Raw genomic sequence first — 20,333 nt, 5'->3', positions numbered from 1 at the left:
CTTTTTAAATTAAATATTATCCATCGATATTATCTAAATAAACTTTTAAAAGATCATTTGGATTACAGTTCTTAGGAACAAGAATTCTTCTAATATCAGCTGATTCAACGGCTTTCTTTAATACTTCTTTAGTCTTTTCTCTTGTTGAAAAAACACTATCTTCATTAGGTACAAATGTATCAAGAGCAAGCATTTGTGATGTGAAAGGCTGAAACTCGTATAACAGGATTTGAGAGTGAGTTAGTGCAAAATCTTCTGATGAAATTTTTTGTACAGATGCAATGTCATCTGTCGATCTTCTAACATCCAACACTCTTTTAATAGTTATTGGATTGTTATTTTCCACTGAATTTCCAATAAAGCTGAGCGGAACTCTTCTTCGGACTTTTGTAGGGCCAAGAAGACTTTCACGTATTTTCCATACAATTTTTCTAGACAATGGGAGTGTTCCAAAAATACGGTCTTTCAACTGCTTATTGCCTACTAAGTTATAAGCATAAACTTGCGCACGTTTTGGATAAGAAAATGCTTTTCCGTCTTCATTTACAACTAATAAATCATCGCTGCCCATAGACCATCCATTTTTTAATAATTGGGTTCCAAGAGAGCTTTTTCCACTTCCACCCCAGCCTGTAACAAGTAATCCTTCATTTTTATCATTTACTAAAAGTGCACCATGCACAAAAGATTGTCCTTTTTTAACTTGTACTTGTTGCAAAGTAGGTTCAAATACATTATATACAAAGTCTTTTATGGCAGTTTCGTTAAATGAAAGATAGTCTCTTGAATATAATCTGTATAGCTCATTTAAGAGTTTGTATGGCCTTGTAAAATAAAAAGTAGTTTTATTTTTTTCTTTCTCAATTGAAACTTTTCTTTTACGAGCAATTAAACCTGACGTAGAAATACTTAATATTTTTTTATCATAGGTAAAATTTGATCCTAGCATTTCTTTATTGTTATGATTTGCAGGTTCTTTTGCATCTGTAATTAAATAACTTGCATCAATATTATTTTTATCACCTTTACTAAAATAGGAAAACTCTTCATTAAAATATTCGTCTCCTAATTTTGATGAAATAGCTAGCTCCACATTTAGTTTACCTACTTTTATATATTTCATCGTTAACCCCTCTAAATTGCTTTTTTCTCTTAAATGATGCTGCTTTATCGATAACCCAATAAAGCATTTGTTTATTAAAAATGTAAGTTGCAAACAGATAAAACATAAAACCGAGCAGAACGAGTATGATAAGTGTTAGTGTAAAGTTAAACTCATTTGATATCATTGGTTTTATTAAATATAGAAGCACACTCATTAATATCGTAGAATAAAATGCATTTTTAAGTGACTTTATAAAAACATTAAACTTTAAATTGATTATTTTAAAAAGTGTCGTTGTCATAACAATATTAAAAATGATAGTGTTAATTAATACAGCATACGCTACTCCAATTAATCCATAAGCGTTCCCTAATATTAATATTAGAATAATAAAACTGATTAGTGAATAAACATTCACTTTTAATTCTATGTCTGGGCGCCCTATACCTTTATATACTGATCCCACGACTGTCCCAATCGATGTAATCATTCCTGCTAGCATTAATACTTGAAGCACAGGAATCACTTCCAACCAACGATCTCCATATAAAACCATAATGAATTCATCAGCTACACAGGCTATTCCCATACATAAGGGAAAAGTTATAAATGAAATTTTCCTTATTATATTTGTATATATAATTCCTACTTTATTAAAATCATTTTGATTTCTAGCGATTTCAGGAAAAGCTACATTTGCAATTGCCTGTGAAAAGTAAAATCTAGCAACCGTACTCCATTGAAAAGCAATTGTATAGATTCCTAGGCTACTGCTGCCAAGTATTTTCCCAATAATTAAATAATCTACATTATTTCTAGCAAAGTTTATTATTCTTGTACCTTGGACGTTTAAACTATATGGCAATATATCTTTTGCTAACTTGAAATCTGGTTTTCCCTTTACATTGTTAAATCCAGCTACTAGGAATAGGCTTAATGATTGTATTGCTGGTCTAAATAAGATACTTAAACCTACTGCAAGCATCCAATAGCCTAATAATGCGAGTATGATTGAAAAGAGGCTGGTAGTAACTTCTGCAACTAAATCAATACTGGTCAACTTTTTAAACTTTTTATCTCTAGTTAACAACCCTCGTTCGGTAATCCCTAAAGCGCCTATAAAAATACCAATAGATGAAAAATATAAAAGTGTTTTAACTGCAGACTGTTTATAAAAATCTGCTATAAACGGTGCGAGAATAATTAAAAGAACAATTAATAACAACGAAAAGATTATGTTCATGTAAAACGTTGTTACTACAAGCGTTTTATTGATTGATTTTCTCTGAATAAGAACGGAGCTAAGTCCGGCTTCCTGAACCACATAGATGAAGCCGACAATAACCATTGCCATCCCAACAATTCCAAAGATTTCAGGTGTAAGCAGTCTAGCCAATAAAATAGAAGTTAATAATCCTATAATTCTTACTCCTATGGTTCCACTTAATGACCAAATTACATTATTAAAAAAACTCATTATTTATCCTATCCTTAGCTAACTAATTGTTTTTTCATTAATTCTGCTAATCTCTCGACATTACTTTCTAATAAAAATTCTTGTTTCAAGTGTTCTGCAGCTTTCTTTGTTAAATCTGTTTTTATTTCAGGATGTTTTATTAAAGAACTAATTTTTTCATATAGACTTATTGAATCATTTGGCTTGGCTAATAATCCTGTTTGTTGATCAATAATAAGTTCTGGTATTCCAGATAGTTCCGTTGTAACTACTGGAACATAATTAGCAATAGCTTCCATAAGAACTACAGGTATTCCATCCATGTCTCCATTTTCAGCTTCTTTACATGGTAGAACAAACATATCAGCTCTTTTAAATTCATTTTGAATATCACTTGAAGGAAGAGCACCTAAGAAATTGACATGATCTAATAGATGACTATCTCTAACTCTTTTTACAAGTTCATCATTTAGTCCGCCATCTCCAACAATATTGCATGTGAAATTATATCCATTGTCTTTAAGCAGTTTTAATGCATCGACAAGAATATCAAATCCTTTTTTCTCTACCATCCGTCCAATGGTCAAAATCGAAATAGGCTGATCTGGTTTGTTTAATGAGTTATTAACTTGTTCATTTACTAGGTTCTTCTCAATTCCGCATCGAATTACATGTAAGTTTTCTACACTTTGTTTTCCATAAGTTTTTTCAAGCAAATTATAATTAAATTTTGAAATAGTCACGGCAAACTTACTTCGTTCTAACTTTTCTTTAATTAACTGCGGATTTACAAAAATGTCAACTGCATGAGACGTGAAACTAATACTATTGTCATTAAGCAAACTTATGAAATAGGCCACGTTCGTAGGATTATGAGCAAATTGTGCATGAAGATGAATATTCTTATCCAATTTCAAATGCTGTACAGCCCAACCAGCTTTTAATAAATCTAATAAAATTTTAAAGTTTCCAGATGATAAGGCCTTAATTACTGCTTTTAAATATTTGGCAGGTCGTTTTAAACCTAACAAAAGATTGGTTGTTAATAAGGAAAATAATTTTGTTTTATCACTTGCAACATCGGGGATATAATTAACTGCATCCATAAATGCTTCAGTACCATGTTGTTTTATTTCTTGAGAGCTGCTTTTTAATGCACAAATCTTTAATTGGAATCCCAGTGATTTCAGATGGGTAATTTCTCTTAAAACAAATGTTTGACTTGTCGATGGGAAATAAGAAACAACATACATAATTGTTTTGTTTTTATTATTTTGATTCATGTTTTTACCATAATCCTAACTTTAATTTTTTTTATATGCGTTCCATGCATAGTTAAAAAAACACCATGCAGATTTAGGTAACGATAATTTCTCTATATTTCTATACACACGCCAATTCATTTTTGCTGCTTTTATTTTATTACTAGAAATTGAACCGTTAACTTTTCTATAATAAGCAAGTTCTTCCTGAATTCCATAAGCACTAAACCCTTTTTTTAATATACTCAGCCACAATACAAAATCTTGTCTTGTTCGAAGATTTGGCATTTTAAACTTACCTGTTTTTTCTACATCAATCATTACAGTCAGACAACCAATTATTGTATTTTTAAGCAATCCGTTATAATCAATTTGTTCCGGAATTTTTATTAATTTATCAGTATGGCTGCCGTTTTCGTTTATTATTCGATATTGACAAAATGAAAATGCGATATCGTTTTCCAGCATAAAATTGACTTGTTTATATAATTTTTTAGAATGCCATAAATCATCACTATCTAAAAAGGCAATATACTTACCTTTTGCTTGATGAAGTGCTGTGTTTCTAGCTACAGCAGTGCCGTTATTTTTATCCTGCAAAATTGTCTTAATTCTAGAATCCCTTTTTGAAAGATTAGTTAAGTAATCTCTGGTACCATCGATAGAAAAATCGTCAACAATAATCCATTCCCAATTGGAATAACTTTGACTGATTACAGATTCAACTGTTTGATCAATAAATTTAAGACTGTTAAAAGTAGGTGTAATAATAGAGATTAAGGGAGTTATAGAAGTTTTATTTTGATGCATTTCAAGTACTCCTTATAATTAACAAATTTTAGACCCCCTTAATAAGATCTTGTTGGGAGTCTATGAAAGATATTCATTTAACTTACTTTGCACCATACCCCTTCAAAACAACTTCATCTCACCTTAATTTTTAGAGTCTAACATTCTCACCCAGATATACTTCCTTTTAAACACTAAAACTTTAGATGCCTAAGATTGTTTTGCGAACGTGTAATCGCCATTAAATGTATCATTCAAAGATTGAAATGGAACCTTCTAATTCCACATCGACATAAAATAAGTATTTCTTCAAAATTTAAACAAATTTTACAACCATAATAATATTAACACTAAGGTAATAAAATTTAAACAAAAGTTTAATATTCTATCGGAATATAATTTCAAAAAATAAATTGAAAAAAAATAGTTCGGATAATATAATAATATAGTTGTAAAAGTATGTAAATACATGCTATAAATTGTCATAATAAATAGAAAAAGTTAAATAAAAAGGAATGATATAATGGCGAACCGGTCTGAAAGAAAAAAAGGAAAAAGAAAGAAAAAAACATTAAAAATAATAAGTATTATTTTTTGTGTTTTAGTATTAGCTGGAGCTGGATATGCTTATTTCGTTTATTCTTCTGTTAAAGATACAGTTGGAAAAATGCACGATGAAAGTGAATGGAGCGGTTCTGAAAAAAGGGACGGTAAATTAAACCTATCGAATCAAGACCCTCTATCTATTCTAATTCTCGGTGTAGATGAAAGAAAAGGTGACCGCGGCCGTTCAGACACAACAATTGTTGTAACAGTTAATCCAAAAAATAATTCTATGTATATGACAAGTATCCCACGTGATACTCGAACAGAGATTATTGGCAAGGGTACACAAGATAAAATAAATCATGCTTACGCATTCGGCGGTACCAAGATGGCAATAGAAACAGTTGAAAACTTTCTGAACATACCAATTGATTACTTTATGAAAGTTAACATGGAGAGTTTTAAAGGAATTGTCAATGCTTTAGGTGGCGTAACTGTTGACAATGAAAGATTAGCATTTAATTACGAAGGCTATAATTTTCCAAAAGGCACATTAAATCTCGACGGTGAAGAAGCTCTTGCATATTCTAGAATGAGGAAACAGGATCCTAGAGGTGATTTTGGAAGAAATGAAAGACAGAGACAGGTTATCAATTCTATTATTGATGAAGGTGCCCAATTATCCTCAATTACAAAACTTGGTGATATTTTAGGTGTAATGGGTGACAATATCACGACTAATATGGCTTTTGATGAAATGAAAGATATACAAGCAAATTATAAGGGCGCTAGGAAAAGTGTACAATCCTTAGAGATTAAGGGAAAAGGTGGTAAGATTGATGGGATCTACTACTTTAATGTTAGTGAAGAAGAAAGAAACCGAATAACTTCCGTTTTAAAAGAACATCTGGAGCTGTAAAAGAAAGAGGGAAATCTCATCATGAGATTTCCCTCTTCTTCGTGTAATCAATTGACAGCAAATAAGCTTTTACTTTGCTCAACTAGTTTTTCCAATTCAGGCAACAAGTTCTTACTTATTTCCCGATCTCTTAGAGCAAAATCAAGTGTCGTCATAATAAATCCTAGTTTTTCTCCAACGTCATATCTTGTTCCCTCAAAGTCATAGGCAAACACACGCTGGAACGTATTTAACTTTTGTATAGCGTCTGTTAACTGAATCTCTCCGCCTGCTCCGATTTCTTGTTGACCCAAGAACTGAAAAATCTCTGGAGTTAATAGATATCTGCCCATAATAGCCAAATTGGAAGGAGCAGTTCCAAGCGCAGGTTTTTCTACAAAATTATGTACGCCATAGAGACGTCCATCTTTGGTCATTGGATCAATGATACCATAACGGCTTGTCTGTTCTTCAGCTACCTCTTGAACCCCGATAATAGAGGATCCTGTTTTTTCATATTGCTCAATTAATTGTTTTAAGCAAGGCTTTTCACCTTTTACAATATCGTCACCTAGTAATACAGCAAACGGTTCGTCTCCAATAAACTTTCTTGCACACCAAACTGCATGTCCAAGTCCTTTTGGTTCTTTTTGACGTATATAATGAATATCTGCCATTTTCGATGTATGCTGCACTTTTTCCAGCAATTCTGTTTTGCCTTTTTCAAAAAGATTCTGTTCAAGCTCAAATGCATGATCAAAATGATCTTCTATAGCTCTCTTTCCTTTACCAGTTACAATAATAATATCTTCAATACCTGATTCGATAGCTTCTTCCACAATATATTGAATAGTAGGTTTATCTACAATAGGTAACATTTCTTTAGGCATAGCCTTTGTGGCAGGTAAAAATCTTGTGCCCAATCCTGCTGCTGGGATAATTGCCTTTTTAACTTTCATCTTTCTTGACCCCTCTATTTTGTTATTTCAGGAAAATTCATTAAATACTTTCCAAGTTATTCTATCACATTTTTTAGGATTAAGTACCTGTTTTTAAATAACTTTCAAATAATTTACAACTTAAGAATGCATCAAAAAAACCTCTCATAATGAGAGGGAATAATTAATCAATCTTTTAATAACCCGTTTAATGCATTAATCGTAATTTGTTCAATTTGCTTATTCGGCTCCGCAAATGTCTCGTGACCAAATGAATCTAAAAACCAGTTCCAAAAAAATGTACCTGTTGCAAATACTTTGCCTCCGCCTGGCTTTTTATACCAGATTACATGCGACACTGAATCCGCACCGTATAATCGCACTGGCGAAGTTGCAAGTATGTCAGCATCTTCTTCAGGTCCATCATAGCGATCGACCTCCCCACCGACTACACCGGGAATTTGATCACCTTTTTTCAATCCTGTTCCTTTAAAGATCCAGTGTGATGGATTAGATATTACGAGCGGCTGTTGTTTTTGCTCGGGAATTCCTCTGTACATTAAACCGAGCACTTCTGTTTCCGGACGGCTTACAGGTGCATTTCGAAACTTTGTAGTAACTTCTTTCGGATGTGTTTTTAAATATGGATCTTCAGCTGCTCGGTTTTTATACCCGACCATTATTCGATCCTTTTCATTAAGCCTTACTTGCCAGTATGCAACATTTGCATTAAAAACGGCTAAATTCATCCGGTTGTTTGTTTCCTTTTGAATACTATCCCTCATCGCTTTTGTCCAATACTCATCATGACCGGGAATAATTAATAATTTTGTTTTAAGACTTGATAAAAGACCATTATCTATATCAGTATCTGTAAAATAGGTCATTTGATAACCCCTTTTTTCCATCCAACGAACCATGTTATATTCGTATGTTAAAAACTCTCCAGAACCTCTCCCATTATTATAAGGACGGTCGAATGATACGTTTAAGGCAGCTTCTTTATTTGTACTATTATACCCATAAAGACTCTTACCTCCCCAATTATTGTAAGCTTGATACGTATTTGTTGAAATCAGCATCCCTATCTGTGCTTTAGGGCTTTTTTCTTTTACAACGAATGTAATGTATTTTTCCTTTTGATTGGAATTAATTAATTTTGCTAAATAAACACCGGATTTCCATGATTTATTTATTTTAACCGATAGAGTACGTTTCCAATTTGCCTTCATCGTTTTTTCGTCTGGTGAGGCTTCTTGTAAAAACGGAGACAAGTTATTTATTGTAGTTACCAGTTTTGCTCCCTTTTCTCTATAATATCCCATACGGTAGATTTCAATTTTGTAAGAATCCGTACTATTAATATATAAATCTAACTTCTTACCTGGGAAAACAGAAGTTTGGGATGCATACCCCTGGAGTCCTGGCCCAGCTGGTTTTGTTATCTCCCATTGGTATGGTCTCTTAGGTACTTCGTCTTTAAAATCTTTCTCACCACTAAGCACAGTGAAATTATTTACAAGCGTGCCTACAGTTGAATGCTCTTGAGCCGTAAGTGTGCCTGTAAGAAAAGTTAATAAAGCAATCCATTTAAGTAACATGTTATATTCCCCCTATTTTATATAATAATAGGGAAAACACTCCTAGTATACTTTTATTTACAAAAATACTAATTATTGTCACATAAAAAAGACGACTCATTCATATCTGAGTCGTCTTTTTTCGATCAATAATATACGTTTAAAGAATAAGGGTTGAGGCTTGCGTTTCGGTTTGTATCCTTAACCTCAATATAGTAAGTTCCCTTTTTCAGGTTTGTACGCAATATTTCTGAATCTCCCAATCGATAATAATCGGCTTTTTGTACCAACTGACCATCTTTATAAATTGAGATTATTCCATCAATATCATTTTTAAAACCAAAAGTGACTTGAACAGCTCTATCTTGATCAACATTCAGCGTATACCAATCAGAATCCCCGTTAGGAACACTGGCATTCAAATATCCTTGCGCGGTATATTTTTTAGAGCTTTCTTTTTTAAAGGTTAGCGGCTTTGATGGCTTGTTATTTTTAATAACCGATCCGTCATCTTCGTCCTTTGTATTTACAGGAGCGATAGTCGCAGAATATGGAAGTAAGGTTGGATTAATCCCTTCCGTAAATCCAATAATAGCAATTACATATCCTTTTCCTTTTTTAGCAAGGAATGATCCACTCGTGTTACCCGATTCCCAGCCTCGTTCTATAAACCTCATCGTATCGTATTCATTATCATCAAGTTTACGATTATTATTCGTGTCTTCAAAGATAACGGCTGCACTGTAAAAGTTGTCTAATAACTCAGCTGGATATTTTTTCAATAAATCTTTTGTTACACTTGACCGGTCAATATTTACACCGAATAAGGTATCAAGTTTATTTGGTTTTAAATAAAACACATCTTGATCATTCGGCATAGCAAAATTACCTGTGAATTTACTGGCTGGTAAATATTTAGCATTGTCTAAGCTATCATTATTTTCGTATTTATCTTCAGGGTTATTTACCTTTAAACCTGATGTAAACGAGTAGCTATTATACAACACGCCATTTTCGCTAAACTGATCATTCATTACTCTGATATAATACGGTTTTCCTTTTTTTAATCCTACGTTTAATTCGTTTTTGAGGTTAACACCGTACCAATCCCAAGTATAATTGCCGCCAATTTGACTAAAGAACTCAAAGGATTCACCGTCATATTCCTCTTTAACTAGTTGATATACTTCTACCATGGGCTTGGATGTAAAATTAAAACCATATATTCCTGTCACACCAGGATTTACTACATACCAATCTTCATCTTCTAAGTTTTGTAAATAGCCAGTTTTAGATTTACCTATTTCATATTTCAATGCGGACTCTTTAATTAGTTCAAAGTCTATTTCGCCTTCATCTTCTTCACCTTCCTCTGCCTTGCCAAGTTTATGAAGAAGATCTCTAGATTCTTGTTTTAATTTAACATAGTCTTCTGTATTGATTGCCCCATCTTCATAATCATCCTCAGTCATATCCTGGTTTAATGGATAATTATCTTCATCTGCAGGTAGTACTTTTCCTTCTGCAGACAATACATATGGCAGATTAGAAGAAGCCGGCTTATTTGGAACAAAGACCATATCTTCATTCATATAGAAATCGTATTCCCAATCATAATAATTTCTCATATTTGAAACTGAAATGGCATATTCCATTTCGGGTTCAGCTTCAAACACTAATGTTTCTCCTTCTCCATATCCTAGAGAATTAGAATAAAACATTGGTTCAGCCGGCTCATCTTCTGATTCTGTAGACGTCAATTGATCAGCAAGATAAACATTGAGACTCGTATCAACTCCTGGTACTCCGGTTAACTTTAAACGTACAAGCTGCTTGTTTTTTACAGAAAATTTAAAGTAATCTTCGTCTCCTTCACTTCCCGTTAAGGTTAAGGATTTACTTTTTGAAGAATAAGGAAGAGAATTAATGACGACAGGATGAGCCAAGTCGACATTATCTTCTAATAGCTTACTGTCTTTTTGAATATTTAATGTGAAGTGTGACAAGCCTTTTCCAGAATCATCAAAGCTTCCATTTACATCTTTTATGCCGATTGCCAATGTCCCCGAATAAGGTACCTTATATAGCTTGCCTTCTGTTTTCCCTTCTCTCACTTGGTTGACATCAATATATTTATTACCCTCTTTTGAATATAAGTTCATCTTGTACTTATAATCATAAGCAGCAGCACCAATTAGAGATGTTTGAATATACTCACCTTTTTTCACTTCAAATTTGATCCATTGAATCTCATTAGCTTTTGTAATTTTTCCGCTATACGAATACTTTCCGGTTAAATTAATCTTTTTTGCTTTTGCCAGTATGTCTGTCTGTGTTACTGGATTTTTAACGGAAGCTGGTATTTTCTTAACATCATAACTTAACGCTGCTACCGGATTTACTAACCCGTTTGCGTATCTTACATCAAAACCTCTCGTACCAAGATCCTTTGCGGTATGCTCAAGCACATACTCTACTTGTGCAGGGGTTAAGTTTGGATTCTTTGCTAAAAGAAGTGATGCGACACCAGCTACTACTGGTGTGGCCATTGATGTACCGCTCAAATAATCAAAGCTAGATTTACGCTCTAACTCATAAATCGGTGCATAAATTTTTTCACCCGGTGCAACTAAATCAACAGAAGGTCCATAGGATGAATAGCTGGAGAGCTTATTTGCGCTGTTTGTTGAACCAACTGAAATTACACCTTCATAAGCAGCAGGGTAACTTAATGAGTCATTGCCTTCATTACCAGCAGCAGCCACAACCGTCACCTTAGCGTTAATTGCTTTTTTCACAGCATCTTCAATTAATGGTGAAGGCATAGAGCCGCCAAGACTCATATTTATAACTTTAGCTCCATGATTTACCGCATAAAGAATCGCATCTGCAATAGCAAAATCATATGCTCCACCATCACGGTCAAACACATCGATATTTAATATTTTGGCATTAGGATTTACTCCATAACCTCCAACACCATTGTTCTTTTTAGCAGCTATAATACCGGAAACATGTGTACCATGAAAATCCGGCGTAGGCTGATTTGTAGGATTTACTGTATTATAGCCTGGCAATAGTTGTCCTTGAAGTTCAGGGTGGTCTCTATCCGCCCCTTGGTCGATAACCGCTACTTTAACAGAAGCATTGCCAGCAAGCTGTTGCGCTTTTTCCAATTGCAATAGAGACAAGTGATATTGTTTTGATGCTTTAGGATCGTTTGTCGTTTGTGTCGTATACATAACACTTGGACTTACAACTTCTACTTTCCCCAATTTTTTATAAGCTTTTAAAACTTGATCCATCGTGCCTTTTTTCTTTATTTTTACTACTGTATAGTTTAAAGAAGGTACACTTCTAATAGGTGTCGCTCCTGCACGACTATGCTCATTTAGTGTAATGGAGTGATTATATTTAATAATAAGTGTATCTTTACTGAAAGAGGGCTGGTCTTTTTTCTTCGCATCAAGCTTAGTATTAATAAATTGATTTAATAACCTATTTTCATTTTTCACACTGTTTAATGCTGAGGCTTTTAAAGGTATTCCTGTTGCTACTAAACTAGTACTTAAGCCCAGTACAGCAAGTTGCTTCTTCCACTTATTCAATCTCTTTCCCCCTGCCATAATTTTACTTATTATGTAAAAATAAGCTAAGTTGAGTATAGCAGAAAACTTAAAGAATCACAGGTACTAAAGACCCATAAAAATACAATAAATGTAATTATTTAGCAAAAAGTCATGCCATTAGGCTCTCCATATAGATTTAGTCTAAATGAATTTTAGTATTGAATCTTTTTTGTTAAAAAATAGATTATATTAGTAATTTCTTCCTATTGTATTCGTGTTATTTTCCTATATTATTATCTTGCATGCCATTGGTATAGCTCATAAAAAGGGGAACAATCATGAAGTCTAAAAAACTAGCAAGTGCTGTTTCTTTTACCTTATTAACCTCACTATTCTTAACAAATGCGGTAAGCGCGAATAGTAACAATGATTCTGTACAAATTCACTCATTATCAGAAAGAAATATGGTTCAGAATACAAAATCAAGCTTGCAAGCCTTGCAAACTTCGGTAACCTATAAAAATAATATCGATACTTATACGATGCATGAATACTACTTTTCAACCAATGGCGGACACTTTGATATTACGCAGAAATACAGTGAAACAGATGAAATCTACTTTTCTATTATTGATATAAATACGGAAGAACCGCTTGAATTTGATGATCCTTATTCATTTGATCTGCCTGCAGGTGAGTATTTATTGGAAGTAGAAGGGTATAGTGATAACCCAATAGGCTACGAGTATAATCTTTCCGGCTCTTTTGCGGAACTGCCTATTACACAGTTGCCTTCTTTAGCGGTAACTTCACCTGCTACTCATGAAGTACGATTAGCAAAAGGCAGTACTACTATGAATGTTAAGGGGACTACAGATGCTGACGCCCTGGACTTGTATTTTAATTACAATGATCCAAAAGAACTTAATGCTTCATTTAATGAAACGTTAAATGTACAGCCAGGTTTTAATACATTTTCTTTAAATGCATTAGACAGTACAACTTTAAATGCAGTTTGGTCCTCATATAATGTAATATCTCCAGGGCTTAAACGCATTGGCGGAAAAGATCGTTATGAAGTATCAACGGGAATCAGCCAAGAACTTGATAAAATCGATGCTTATTCCGATACTGTCATAATCACGCGCGGAGACCTTTATACAGATGCATTATCTGGAGGTCCTTTAGCTGCATCAGAAGGAGCACCCGTATTATTAACAGCAACAAAAGCGCTACCTTCTAACACGGTTACTGAACTAAAAAGACTCAAACCGGGTAAAGCCATTATTTTAGGTGGTACAGGCTCTGTTTCAACAAACGTAGAAAACCAGCTTAAATCATTGGGAATTCAAACGATAGAAAGAATTGGCGGAAAAGACCGTTTCGCAGTTTCTGCAGGTGTAGCCGAAAAAGTTGCCGATTATACAGATACAGCCATTATTGCCAGCGGTATGAACTTTCCTGATGCTCTCTCTGCCTCAGGTATGGCTGGTTACATGGGGATGCCAATCTTATTAGTAGGTACTAATTCAGTTCCTGATTCCATTCAAACCTTTATTAAAAATAACGCTGACATCAAACATTTCATCATCGTCGGTGGACCTGCAACAGTTTCTGATAACGTAAAGGCAAAAATCTCTCAATTGCGAACCGGTGCTAAGGTTGAAAGAATCGGCGGGCTGAACCGTTATCAAGTTTCTGTTAATATAGCTAATTATGGTATAAATAATTTTGGTATGGATTTAAGTACGTTAGTTGTTGCTAGAGGTGACGTTTTTGCTGATGCGTTATCAGGGAGTCCACTCGCAGCTTACATGGGTGCACCAATCCTATTAACAACTTCTAACAAATTAGAAGGAAATATTAATAATTATCTAACTCAAAACAAAGGTGAAACAGATTACACGTACATTCTTGGTGGAACAGGTTCGATCACTCCTGCTGTTGAACAACAGTTATCAAGCTTTATTAAATAAAATGAAAGAGGATGAATTTAAACAGCTGTTTAAATTCATCCTCTTTTTATATGTTATTTCTCTAATAATTTAGTAAATGCATTTGTTGTTATTTTTTCAATTGCTTTATTTGGCTTAGCAAACGATTCATGTCCAAAAGAATCTAAGAACCAATTCCAATAAAAAGTTCCCACCGCAAAAACTTTTCCACCTGTTGGTTTGTTATACCAAATAACATGCGACATGGAACTTTCCCCATATAAATTAACCGGAGACGCAGCTATGATTTCTACACCTTCCATTTGTCCATCATAACTATCGACTTCACCACCAACAACTCCTGGTATTTTATCTCCTTTTTTTAGACTTGTACCGTTAAACAGCCAATGAGCAGGATTAGATATGACTAGAGGCTGCTGCTTTTGTTCTGGTATACCAGAATACATTAATCCTAAAACCTCTTTTTCTGGACGGTTAACAGGTTCATCTCTAAATTTAGTTGTAACTTCTTGAGGATGTGTTTTCAAATACGGATCTTCTTTTGCTCTATATTTATATCCAACCATCAGCCTGTCATTTTGTTGTAAACGTACTTGCCAATAAGCGACATTCGCATTAAATACTGCTAAGTTTTTTCGGCTTTTCGTCTCATTTTGAATGCTGTCTCTCATGGCTTTTGTCCAATACTCTGCGTGACCAGGTATGAGTATTAATTTAGAGTTTAAATTACTTAATAATCCATTATCAATATCTGTATCTGTAAAATAAGTCATTTGATAACCCTGTTTTTCCATCCAGCGAATCAAATTGTATTCATAAGCAAAAAATTCCCCTGATCCTCTTCCATTATTGTACGGTCGATCAAATGATAGATTTACTGCAGCATCACCATTCGTACTATTGTAACCATAAAGACTTTTTCCACCCCAGTTATTGTAGGCTTGATATGTATTCGTTGCAATCATAACCCCAATCGTTGCTTCAGGATGCTTATCTTTTACAACAAAAGTAATATAACTTTCTTTTTGGCTTGTATTCGTTAATTTAGCTAAGTAAACACCAGTTCTCCAGGTATCATTTATCTTTAATGAAACGGTTGGACTCCAGTTTGCTTTCATTGTGCTTGGATCTGCAGCAAAGGATTGCTTTTTGGGTTTTAAATTGTTAATCGTTTTTACAAGTTCAGCACCTTCCTCATCATAATATCCCATTCTGAAAACCTGAATTTTATAGGGCTCTACACTATGAATAAAAAGGTTTAATTGTTCTCCAGGGAAGACAGATGTAGCCGATGCATAACCTTGTAGTGATGTTCCAGATGGTTTTGAAATTTCCCATTGATGAGGAATATTTAAAACGTTATCACCTACAGATCCATCCCCGCCAAGAATTGTAAAGTTATTAATGCTTTTCTCATAAATGACCTCTTTAGTTTCGATAGGTAAATGGTCTGGCAAAGTTAATAAAATAGGTGCATTTTGTTTGGCAGCAAGAACTGAACCTGTTAAAGCATCGGCAAAAGTCATACCCGTAGATAAGAATGCATTGTCGGTTGGCAAATTCAGCTTTTTTACAATATTTGAGGCAACTTCAAAACGATTCTTTCCACCTATTCTAGTAGGAGAGGGCACAGAATTTTCTACGGTCTTCCCAACACTTCCTTCTCCTCCTATTATATAAGTTCGTTTAACATTCTTTTCTCGCAATGCTTTTTTAGTATAATCTGGAACTTTATCTGTTAGCGTCAATAAGATAGGTGCTTCTTCTTGGGCAGCATAGGGAGCAATGGCTAATGCGTCTGGGAAATTCAAACCATATGCAATAATCGCTTTTCCAGTTGTTGCTAGTTTTTTTGAAATTTTATAGGATACTTCAAAGCGATCTTTACCGGCAATTCTTTCAACTTCTATCCCCAATGCTTTTACTTCATTTTCAACACTGTTTGATATACTGCCAGTTCCACCGATAATTACTATTTTATTCGGATGTAGCCTAGTAATCTCTTTTTTTGTGGAGAGTGTTAACTTATTGGGTTGCGTTAATAAAATAGGTGCATTGATTTTATACGCTAATGGTGCTGCAGAAAGCGCATCAGCATATGCTGTATAATTTGAAAGTACAACCGTTTCTGATGATTTCGGCCATCCTTTTTTGGATACATTTACGGCCACTTCAAAACGATCTGCACCAGAAATACGATTTTTCTGAATTTCGTGAGCTTCTATTTTAATTGTTGTTATAAAAAACAATAAAGGTAATATAACCACTAATAATCTATAAAACATTCTCTTCCCCCTTTTTTATTTAACAATAATATAATAATAGCTACCGGTAAGGATGTATACATAAAATTACAATATATTTAATTTATTGGTATAACTGTTAAAAAGAGTAGTATTAAACAAGTGTTTAATACTACTCTTTTATAAAGTGATTATCTGTAAAAATTTTCAACCGCTTTTGCCAGCGATAAACTTCTATTATTTTGTACGCTTTTTTGTGAGAGTAAAGATAATTCTTTACTATTTGAAATATACCCTAATTCTATAAGGATAGATGGCATTTTAGTCCATCTTGTTACATATAAGTTATGATCTTTAATGTATCCAGAACCTATTCCGTTATATTTAACAGCACTTGATACTTGTGGTGCAAGTTTAGAACTTGTTACAGCTGCTGGAGACGGTGAAATCGTATCATACGCTATGATATCTCCTTGATAACTCATACTCTTCGTTATATTCCCGTCTCTATAATAAAACAATTTTTGTTCCGTATCTTCTCTAACAAAAGGATACGTTTTTCCACGATATTTCACGTACGCATCTTTTGTTTCAATTGCAGGACGATAGCTGCTGTAGTGAACACTTTGTCCTGTAGCTGACTTATCGACAGAAGAATCATGATGAATACTAATAAACAAATCAGCTTTTTTATTGTTTGCAAATATCGCTCTGTCTTCTAAAGAAATATAGCGGTCATTAGAAGGGTCACGAGTATAAATTACTTCAGCACCTAGCTCTTTTAAATGTCCTGCAAGTAATTTTGTGAAATCTCGATTTAAATTCTTTTCATAATACTTGCCGTTTACAGCTCCCGGATCTGAACCGCCATGTCCAGCATCTAGAACAATTCGCTTGCCAGCTAATGGGAGCTCATTTTTCAATTGAGAAACAACTGAACTGTTTACAGATCCAGTCCCACCGAAAACTATAAAACTACTAACCTGTTTGCTATCAATAAATTGTTTTGTAACGGGTGGAATTTTATTTGCCTGTGTTAATAATAATGGCATGTTTTGCTTAGTAGCCAAAACTGAACCTGTTAACGCATCAGCAAATGTCATTCCGTTTGAAATTGCAACTTTTGTTGTTGGTAAGTTAAACTTTTTCGCCACATTAACAGCAACTTCGAATCGGTCTTTTCCACCAACTCGGTACGGATTCTTTAGCTTTTTCTCGATTGCGGATGATACACTGCCTGTTCCCCCTACAATAATCGTTTGCTGCGGATTTTTTTCTTTAATTGCTAGTTGGGTTTTAGTAGGCAGATTGTCTCTCGTAGATAAAAGGATTGGATATTGATGTTTGGAAGCATACGGAGAAATACTTAAGGCATCTGCAAAAGTTGTTCCATTTGTAATGATGACTTTCCCCTCAGCCCCTAGTTTTCTAGAAACATTATAAGCTACTTCAAATCGGTCAGCCCCGCCAATTCTTTCAACTTTCACATGAAGTGATGAGAGTCTGGAAACGACCTTTTGGCTCACACTGCCAGTTCCGCCAATGATGATAGCTTTTGTAGCTTTCAATCTTTTAATTTCTGCTTCTGTTTTAGCGTTTAGCTGACCAGGGTTCGTTAATAGAATAGGTGCATTTACTTTATATGCAAATGGCGATGCAGATAACGCATCTGCAAAAGCCTCGTAATTAACGATTAGAACAGTTGAATTGCCGCCAGCCCAGCCTTTTTTTGAAACGTTTACTGCTACATCAAAACGGTCTCTTCCGTCAATACGTTCTACAGTTGCATTACTAGCACTGACTACAGAGTTAGACATTATCATCATGACTAAAACTAATAAAATACTAAACTTTTTTTTCATATTTCCCCCTAAAAATTGTTTTACTTGTTAATTATAACGTTTATTGAAAAAATTTGTTAATAATATTAAGGGAATTTTCCTATTGAAATTGAGGTTGTTAAAAGGAAGATTACGAGAAATATGTGAATTTTTTTATTTCTAAAAAAAAAAATAACTCAAAAGCAGTTTTTTCCACTTTTGAGCCATTTCCTTAGTTAAAAAGGCTTTTCATTTTGATCGGGTAAATTATTCAAATAATAATCTGCTAAGTTTAGGAGCTTTAAAATCGTTTCTTTTTTCTGCTCGGACTCACTATTTACTTCATAAAATGAACTTGGATTTGTTACGGCAGTTTTACTTTGCATATTGAAAACTTGTCCTCTGCCTACTGTTTCACGATTAACAAATAGAAAGTCTTTGTCAATATAAGAACCTGCTGGTAGATAGTATCTCATACCTAATAAGTTTTGGTTTGGATAGTTTAGTAAGTCCTGCCCAAAGTGAATTTGATCTTGAAGTTCAATTCCTAATAAGTTCGTGATTGTTGGCATAATATCAATTTGTCCGCCAACATGAGTAAATTCCTTTTTATAATCACCGGGTATATGGATAAGTAAAGGTATATTAAATCGGTCGACAAGTCCATAAGGATGACCTAAAAGCTTTTTAATTAATTCCTTGTCTTTAGTATCTTCTGGCTTGGGATGATATCCTGAGTGATCACCGTAAATAGCTATAATGGAGTCGTTCCATATACCTTTTTGCTTCAGGCCATCAATAAATTTTCCTAAAGCATAGTCAGCATAATGGGTAGCTGTAAGGTAATTTCCAATCTTAGTATCCTGATACATTGATGATAATTTTATTAACTGCTTATCTTTTGGCAGTTCGAATGGTGTATGGCTCGTCATACTCAAAACATGAGAATAAATACGGCCATGCTTTTCATTTAAATGGACTAACTCCTCAAGTGTCTTCTCATATAAGACTTCATCTGATGGACCGAATCCAACAAGGTCCTTTTTCCCAAAGAATTCTTCTTCATAATATTTATCAAAACCTAATGCGGGGTAAAGCTTAATTCGGTTCCAATATTCAACATTATCAGCATGAAATGTGGATGTATAATAACCTTCTCGGTTAAGCAGCCGTGGCAAGCTAGGAATAATTTTGTTCTCATACACTTTTGATGATGGCTTATTCCCTGCAGGATAAAGAGACGTATTAATTAAAAACTCTGCATCAGACGTATTTCCAGCACCAATTTGCTGATAGATGTTGTTGAAGTAAAAGCTTTCTTTCGACAAGCGGTTTAGCGTTGGAGTGATTTCCTGACCTTCCACTTTTAAATTTATCAACATATCTTGAAAGGACTCTAATTGAATGATGATAACATTTTTATTTTTGGCAGCACCGAAATAGTTTAAGTCCTTTTGATTCAATTCTTCAATATTCTTCAATGAGTAAATCTTTTCGTTTGAGATTCCCTCAGAACTAGCAAGTGCAGGTAAAGTCTTATCTTGATAATATTGAATCAATTCATACTGTAAGAGTCCTTTGTCATTTGCTAAAGCAATAACATCCGTTATTTGTTCATTTTTATTTAAATAGAATTGTATTGAAATCCCAAAGATACAAACTAAAACGATTCCAGAAAATAAACTTGCTCTTACTTCAATTTTCCTCTTACTAATCACTGTAATAACAAACAGTAACAAAACATCAATAAATACAGTAAAATATTCAGGTTTAATTAGATCAAAAACATCTTCTTTTACTGTGCCTAGTTGATTAACCTGGAATAAATCGAAATAAGTGGGCAGTATTTGATAGTATTTTACATACACAATTAAAACAAAAAAGAAAATACTTACTATTAAATTAACTACTAATAAATTAAACTTCTTTCCAAATGGAATTAGAATGGCAAGCGATATAAAAAGGAGAAAAAAAGGCATATCATACATGAGAGAATGAAGGGGATTCATTTCACCAAATAATATATATCTAATGGCCAACAACTTTAAAAATATAACAAGGGAATAAATAAAGATAGGATGTCCTATCATTTTTTTATACAAACCATAATCAAACCTTTCAAAAATTAATAAAAGCACCATTTAATGTTAAACTATTTCACTTGAAAATTAA

12 protein-coding genes are annotated in these 20,333 nt (G+C 33.7%); 2 read left to right on the top strand and 10 right to left on the bottom strand.

What is annotated here, in order from left to right; genetic code table 11:
- Positions 1–16: 16 nt before the first annotated feature.
- The 4 genes from RGB74_RS03155 to RGB74_RS03140 are packed head-to-tail and all read right to left on the bottom strand — an operon-like array spanning position 17 to position 4,633.
- Entirely contained in the window at positions 17–1,123 is a 1,107-nt protein-coding gene (locus tag RGB74_RS03155) for a hypothetical protein (RefSeq protein ID WP_310761546.1), read from the bottom strand.
- Complete coding sequence (locus RGB74_RS03150) at positions 1,101–2,582, bottom strand: lipopolysaccharide biosynthesis protein (RefSeq protein WP_310761545.1); 1,482 nt, start codon at positions 2,580–2,582, stop codon at positions 1,101–1,103. Before RGB74_RS03150 ends, RGB74_RS03155 begins: the two co-directional genes overlap by 23 nt.
- Positions 2,583–2,596: 14 nt before the next feature.
- Positions 2,597–3,844 carry a glycosyltransferase family 4 protein gene (locus RGB74_RS03145; protein WP_310761544.1) on the bottom strand — a complete coding sequence of 416 codons (1,248 nt, stop codon included), beginning with the start codon at positions 3,842–3,844 and terminating at the stop codon, positions 2,597–2,599.
- Between the two features lie 21 nt (positions 3,845–3,865).
- Positions 3,866–4,633, bottom strand: coding sequence for a glycosyltransferase family 2 protein (locus RGB74_RS03140; protein WP_310761542.1), 768 nt, complete (start codon positions 4,631–4,633; stop codon positions 3,866–3,868).
- Positions 4,634–5,135: 502 nt separating this feature from the next.
- Between RGB74_RS03140 and RGB74_RS03135 the strand changes: the two genes are divergently transcribed.
- Positions 5,136–6,077: a polyisoprenyl-teichoic acid--peptidoglycan teichoic acid transferase TagU gene (locus RGB74_RS03135; protein WP_310761541.1), complete on the top strand. Its 942-nt coding sequence runs from the start codon at positions 5,136–5,138 to the stop codon at positions 6,075–6,077.
- Positions 6,078–6,124: 47 nt separating this feature from the next.
- On the opposite strand, the gene galU is transcribed toward RGB74_RS03135, so the two are convergent.
- The 3 genes from galU to RGB74_RS03120 all read right to left on the bottom strand — a co-directional run bounded on the left by galU (position 6,125) and on the right by RGB74_RS03120 (position 12,182).
- Positions 6,125–7,015, bottom strand: coding sequence for a UTP--glucose-1-phosphate uridylyltransferase GalU (galU, locus tag RGB74_RS03130; RefSeq protein ID WP_310761540.1), 891 nt, complete (start codon positions 7,013–7,015; stop codon positions 6,125–6,127).
- A gap of 167 nt (positions 7,016–7,182) precedes the next feature.
- On the bottom strand, positions 7,183–8,595 hold the full coding sequence (locus tag RGB74_RS03125; RefSeq protein WP_310761539.1) for a N,N-dimethylformamidase beta subunit family domain-containing protein: 1,413 nt from the start codon (positions 8,593–8,595) through the stop codon (positions 7,183–7,185).
- A gap of 125 nt (positions 8,596–8,720) precedes the next feature.
- Complete coding sequence (locus tag RGB74_RS03120) at positions 8,721–12,182, bottom strand: S8 family peptidase (RefSeq protein ID WP_310761538.1); 3,462 nt, start codon at positions 12,180–12,182, stop codon at positions 8,721–8,723.
- A 299-nt stretch (positions 12,183–12,481) separates the two neighbouring features.
- On the opposite strand from RGB74_RS03120, the gene RGB74_RS03115 reads away from it, so the two are divergent.
- Positions 12,482–14,119, top strand: coding sequence for a cell wall-binding repeat-containing protein (locus tag RGB74_RS03115; protein WP_310761537.1), 1,638 nt, complete (start codon positions 12,482–12,484; stop codon positions 14,117–14,119).
- 53 nt (positions 14,120–14,172) lie between these two features.
- Here RGB74_RS03115 and RGB74_RS03110 read toward each other — a convergent pair whose 3' ends face one another.
- The 3 genes from RGB74_RS03110 to RGB74_RS03100 all read right to left on the bottom strand — a co-directional run bounded on the left by RGB74_RS03110 (position 14,173) and on the right by RGB74_RS03100 (position 20,263).
- The gene (locus RGB74_RS03110) at positions 14,173–16,383 is read right to left on the bottom strand and encodes a N,N-dimethylformamidase beta subunit family domain-containing protein (RefSeq protein ID WP_310761536.1); all 2,211 of its coding nucleotides are present in this window, start codon (positions 16,381–16,383) and stop codon (positions 14,173–14,175) included.
- Positions 16,384–16,532: 149 nt separating this feature from the next.
- Entirely contained in the window at positions 16,533–18,203 is a 1,671-nt protein-coding gene (locus RGB74_RS03105) for an N-acetylmuramoyl-L-alanine amidase (RefSeq protein ID WP_310761534.1), read from the bottom strand.
- 194 nt (positions 18,204–18,397) lie between these two features.
- On the bottom strand, positions 18,398–20,263 hold the full coding sequence (locus RGB74_RS03100; protein ID WP_310761533.1) for an LTA synthase family protein: 1,866 nt from the start codon (positions 20,261–20,263) through the stop codon (positions 18,398–18,400).
- Positions 20,264–20,333: the final 70 nt, after the last annotated feature.

The sequence above is a fragment of the Bacillus sp. NEB1478 genome (genome assembly GCF_031582965.1).
Lineage (GTDB): Bacteria > Bacillota > Bacilli > Bacillales > Fictibacillaceae > Fictibacillus.
Note: the sequence above shows the minus strand (reverse complement) of the source record. Positions and strands in the feature narration are given on the sequence as shown.

What these genes read in the sequence shown, in the direction of transcription:
- RGB74_RS03155 (WP_310761546.1), bottom strand. Translation starts at nt 1,123, where the DNA reads ATGAAATATATAAAAGTAGGTAAACTAAATGTGGAGCTAGCTATTTCA.
- RGB74_RS03150 (WP_310761545.1), bottom strand. Translation starts at nt 2,582, where the DNA reads ATGAGTTTTTTTAATAATGTAATTTGGTCATTAAGTGGAACCATAGGA.
- RGB74_RS03145 (WP_310761544.1), bottom strand. Translation starts at nt 3,844, where the DNA reads ATGAATCAAAATAATAAAAACAAAACAATTATGTATGTTGTTTCTTAT.
- RGB74_RS03140 (WP_310761542.1), bottom strand. Translation starts at nt 4,633, where the DNA reads ATGCATCAAAATAAAACTTCTATAACTCCCTTAATCTCTATTATTACA.
- RGB74_RS03135 (WP_310761541.1), top strand. Translation starts at nt 5,136, where the DNA reads ATGGCGAACCGGTCTGAAAGAAAAAAAGGAAAAAGAAAGAAAAAAACA.
- galU (WP_310761540.1), bottom strand. Translation starts at nt 7,015, where the DNA reads ATGAAAGTTAAAAAGGCAATTATCCCAGCAGCAGGATTGGGCACAAGA.
- RGB74_RS03125 (WP_310761539.1), bottom strand. Translation starts at nt 8,595, where the DNA reads ATGTTACTTAAATGGATTGCTTTATTAACTTTTCTTACAGGCACACTT.
- RGB74_RS03115 (WP_310761537.1), top strand. Translation starts at nt 12,482, where the DNA reads ATGAAGTCTAAAAAACTAGCAAGTGCTGTTTCTTTTACCTTATTAACC.
- RGB74_RS03110 (WP_310761536.1), bottom strand. Translation starts at nt 16,383, where the DNA reads ATGTTTTATAGATTATTAGTGGTTATATTACCTTTATTGTTTTTTATA.
- RGB74_RS03105 (WP_310761534.1), bottom strand. Translation starts at nt 18,203, where the DNA reads ATGAAAAAAAAGTTTAGTATTTTATTAGTTTTAGTCATGATGATAATG.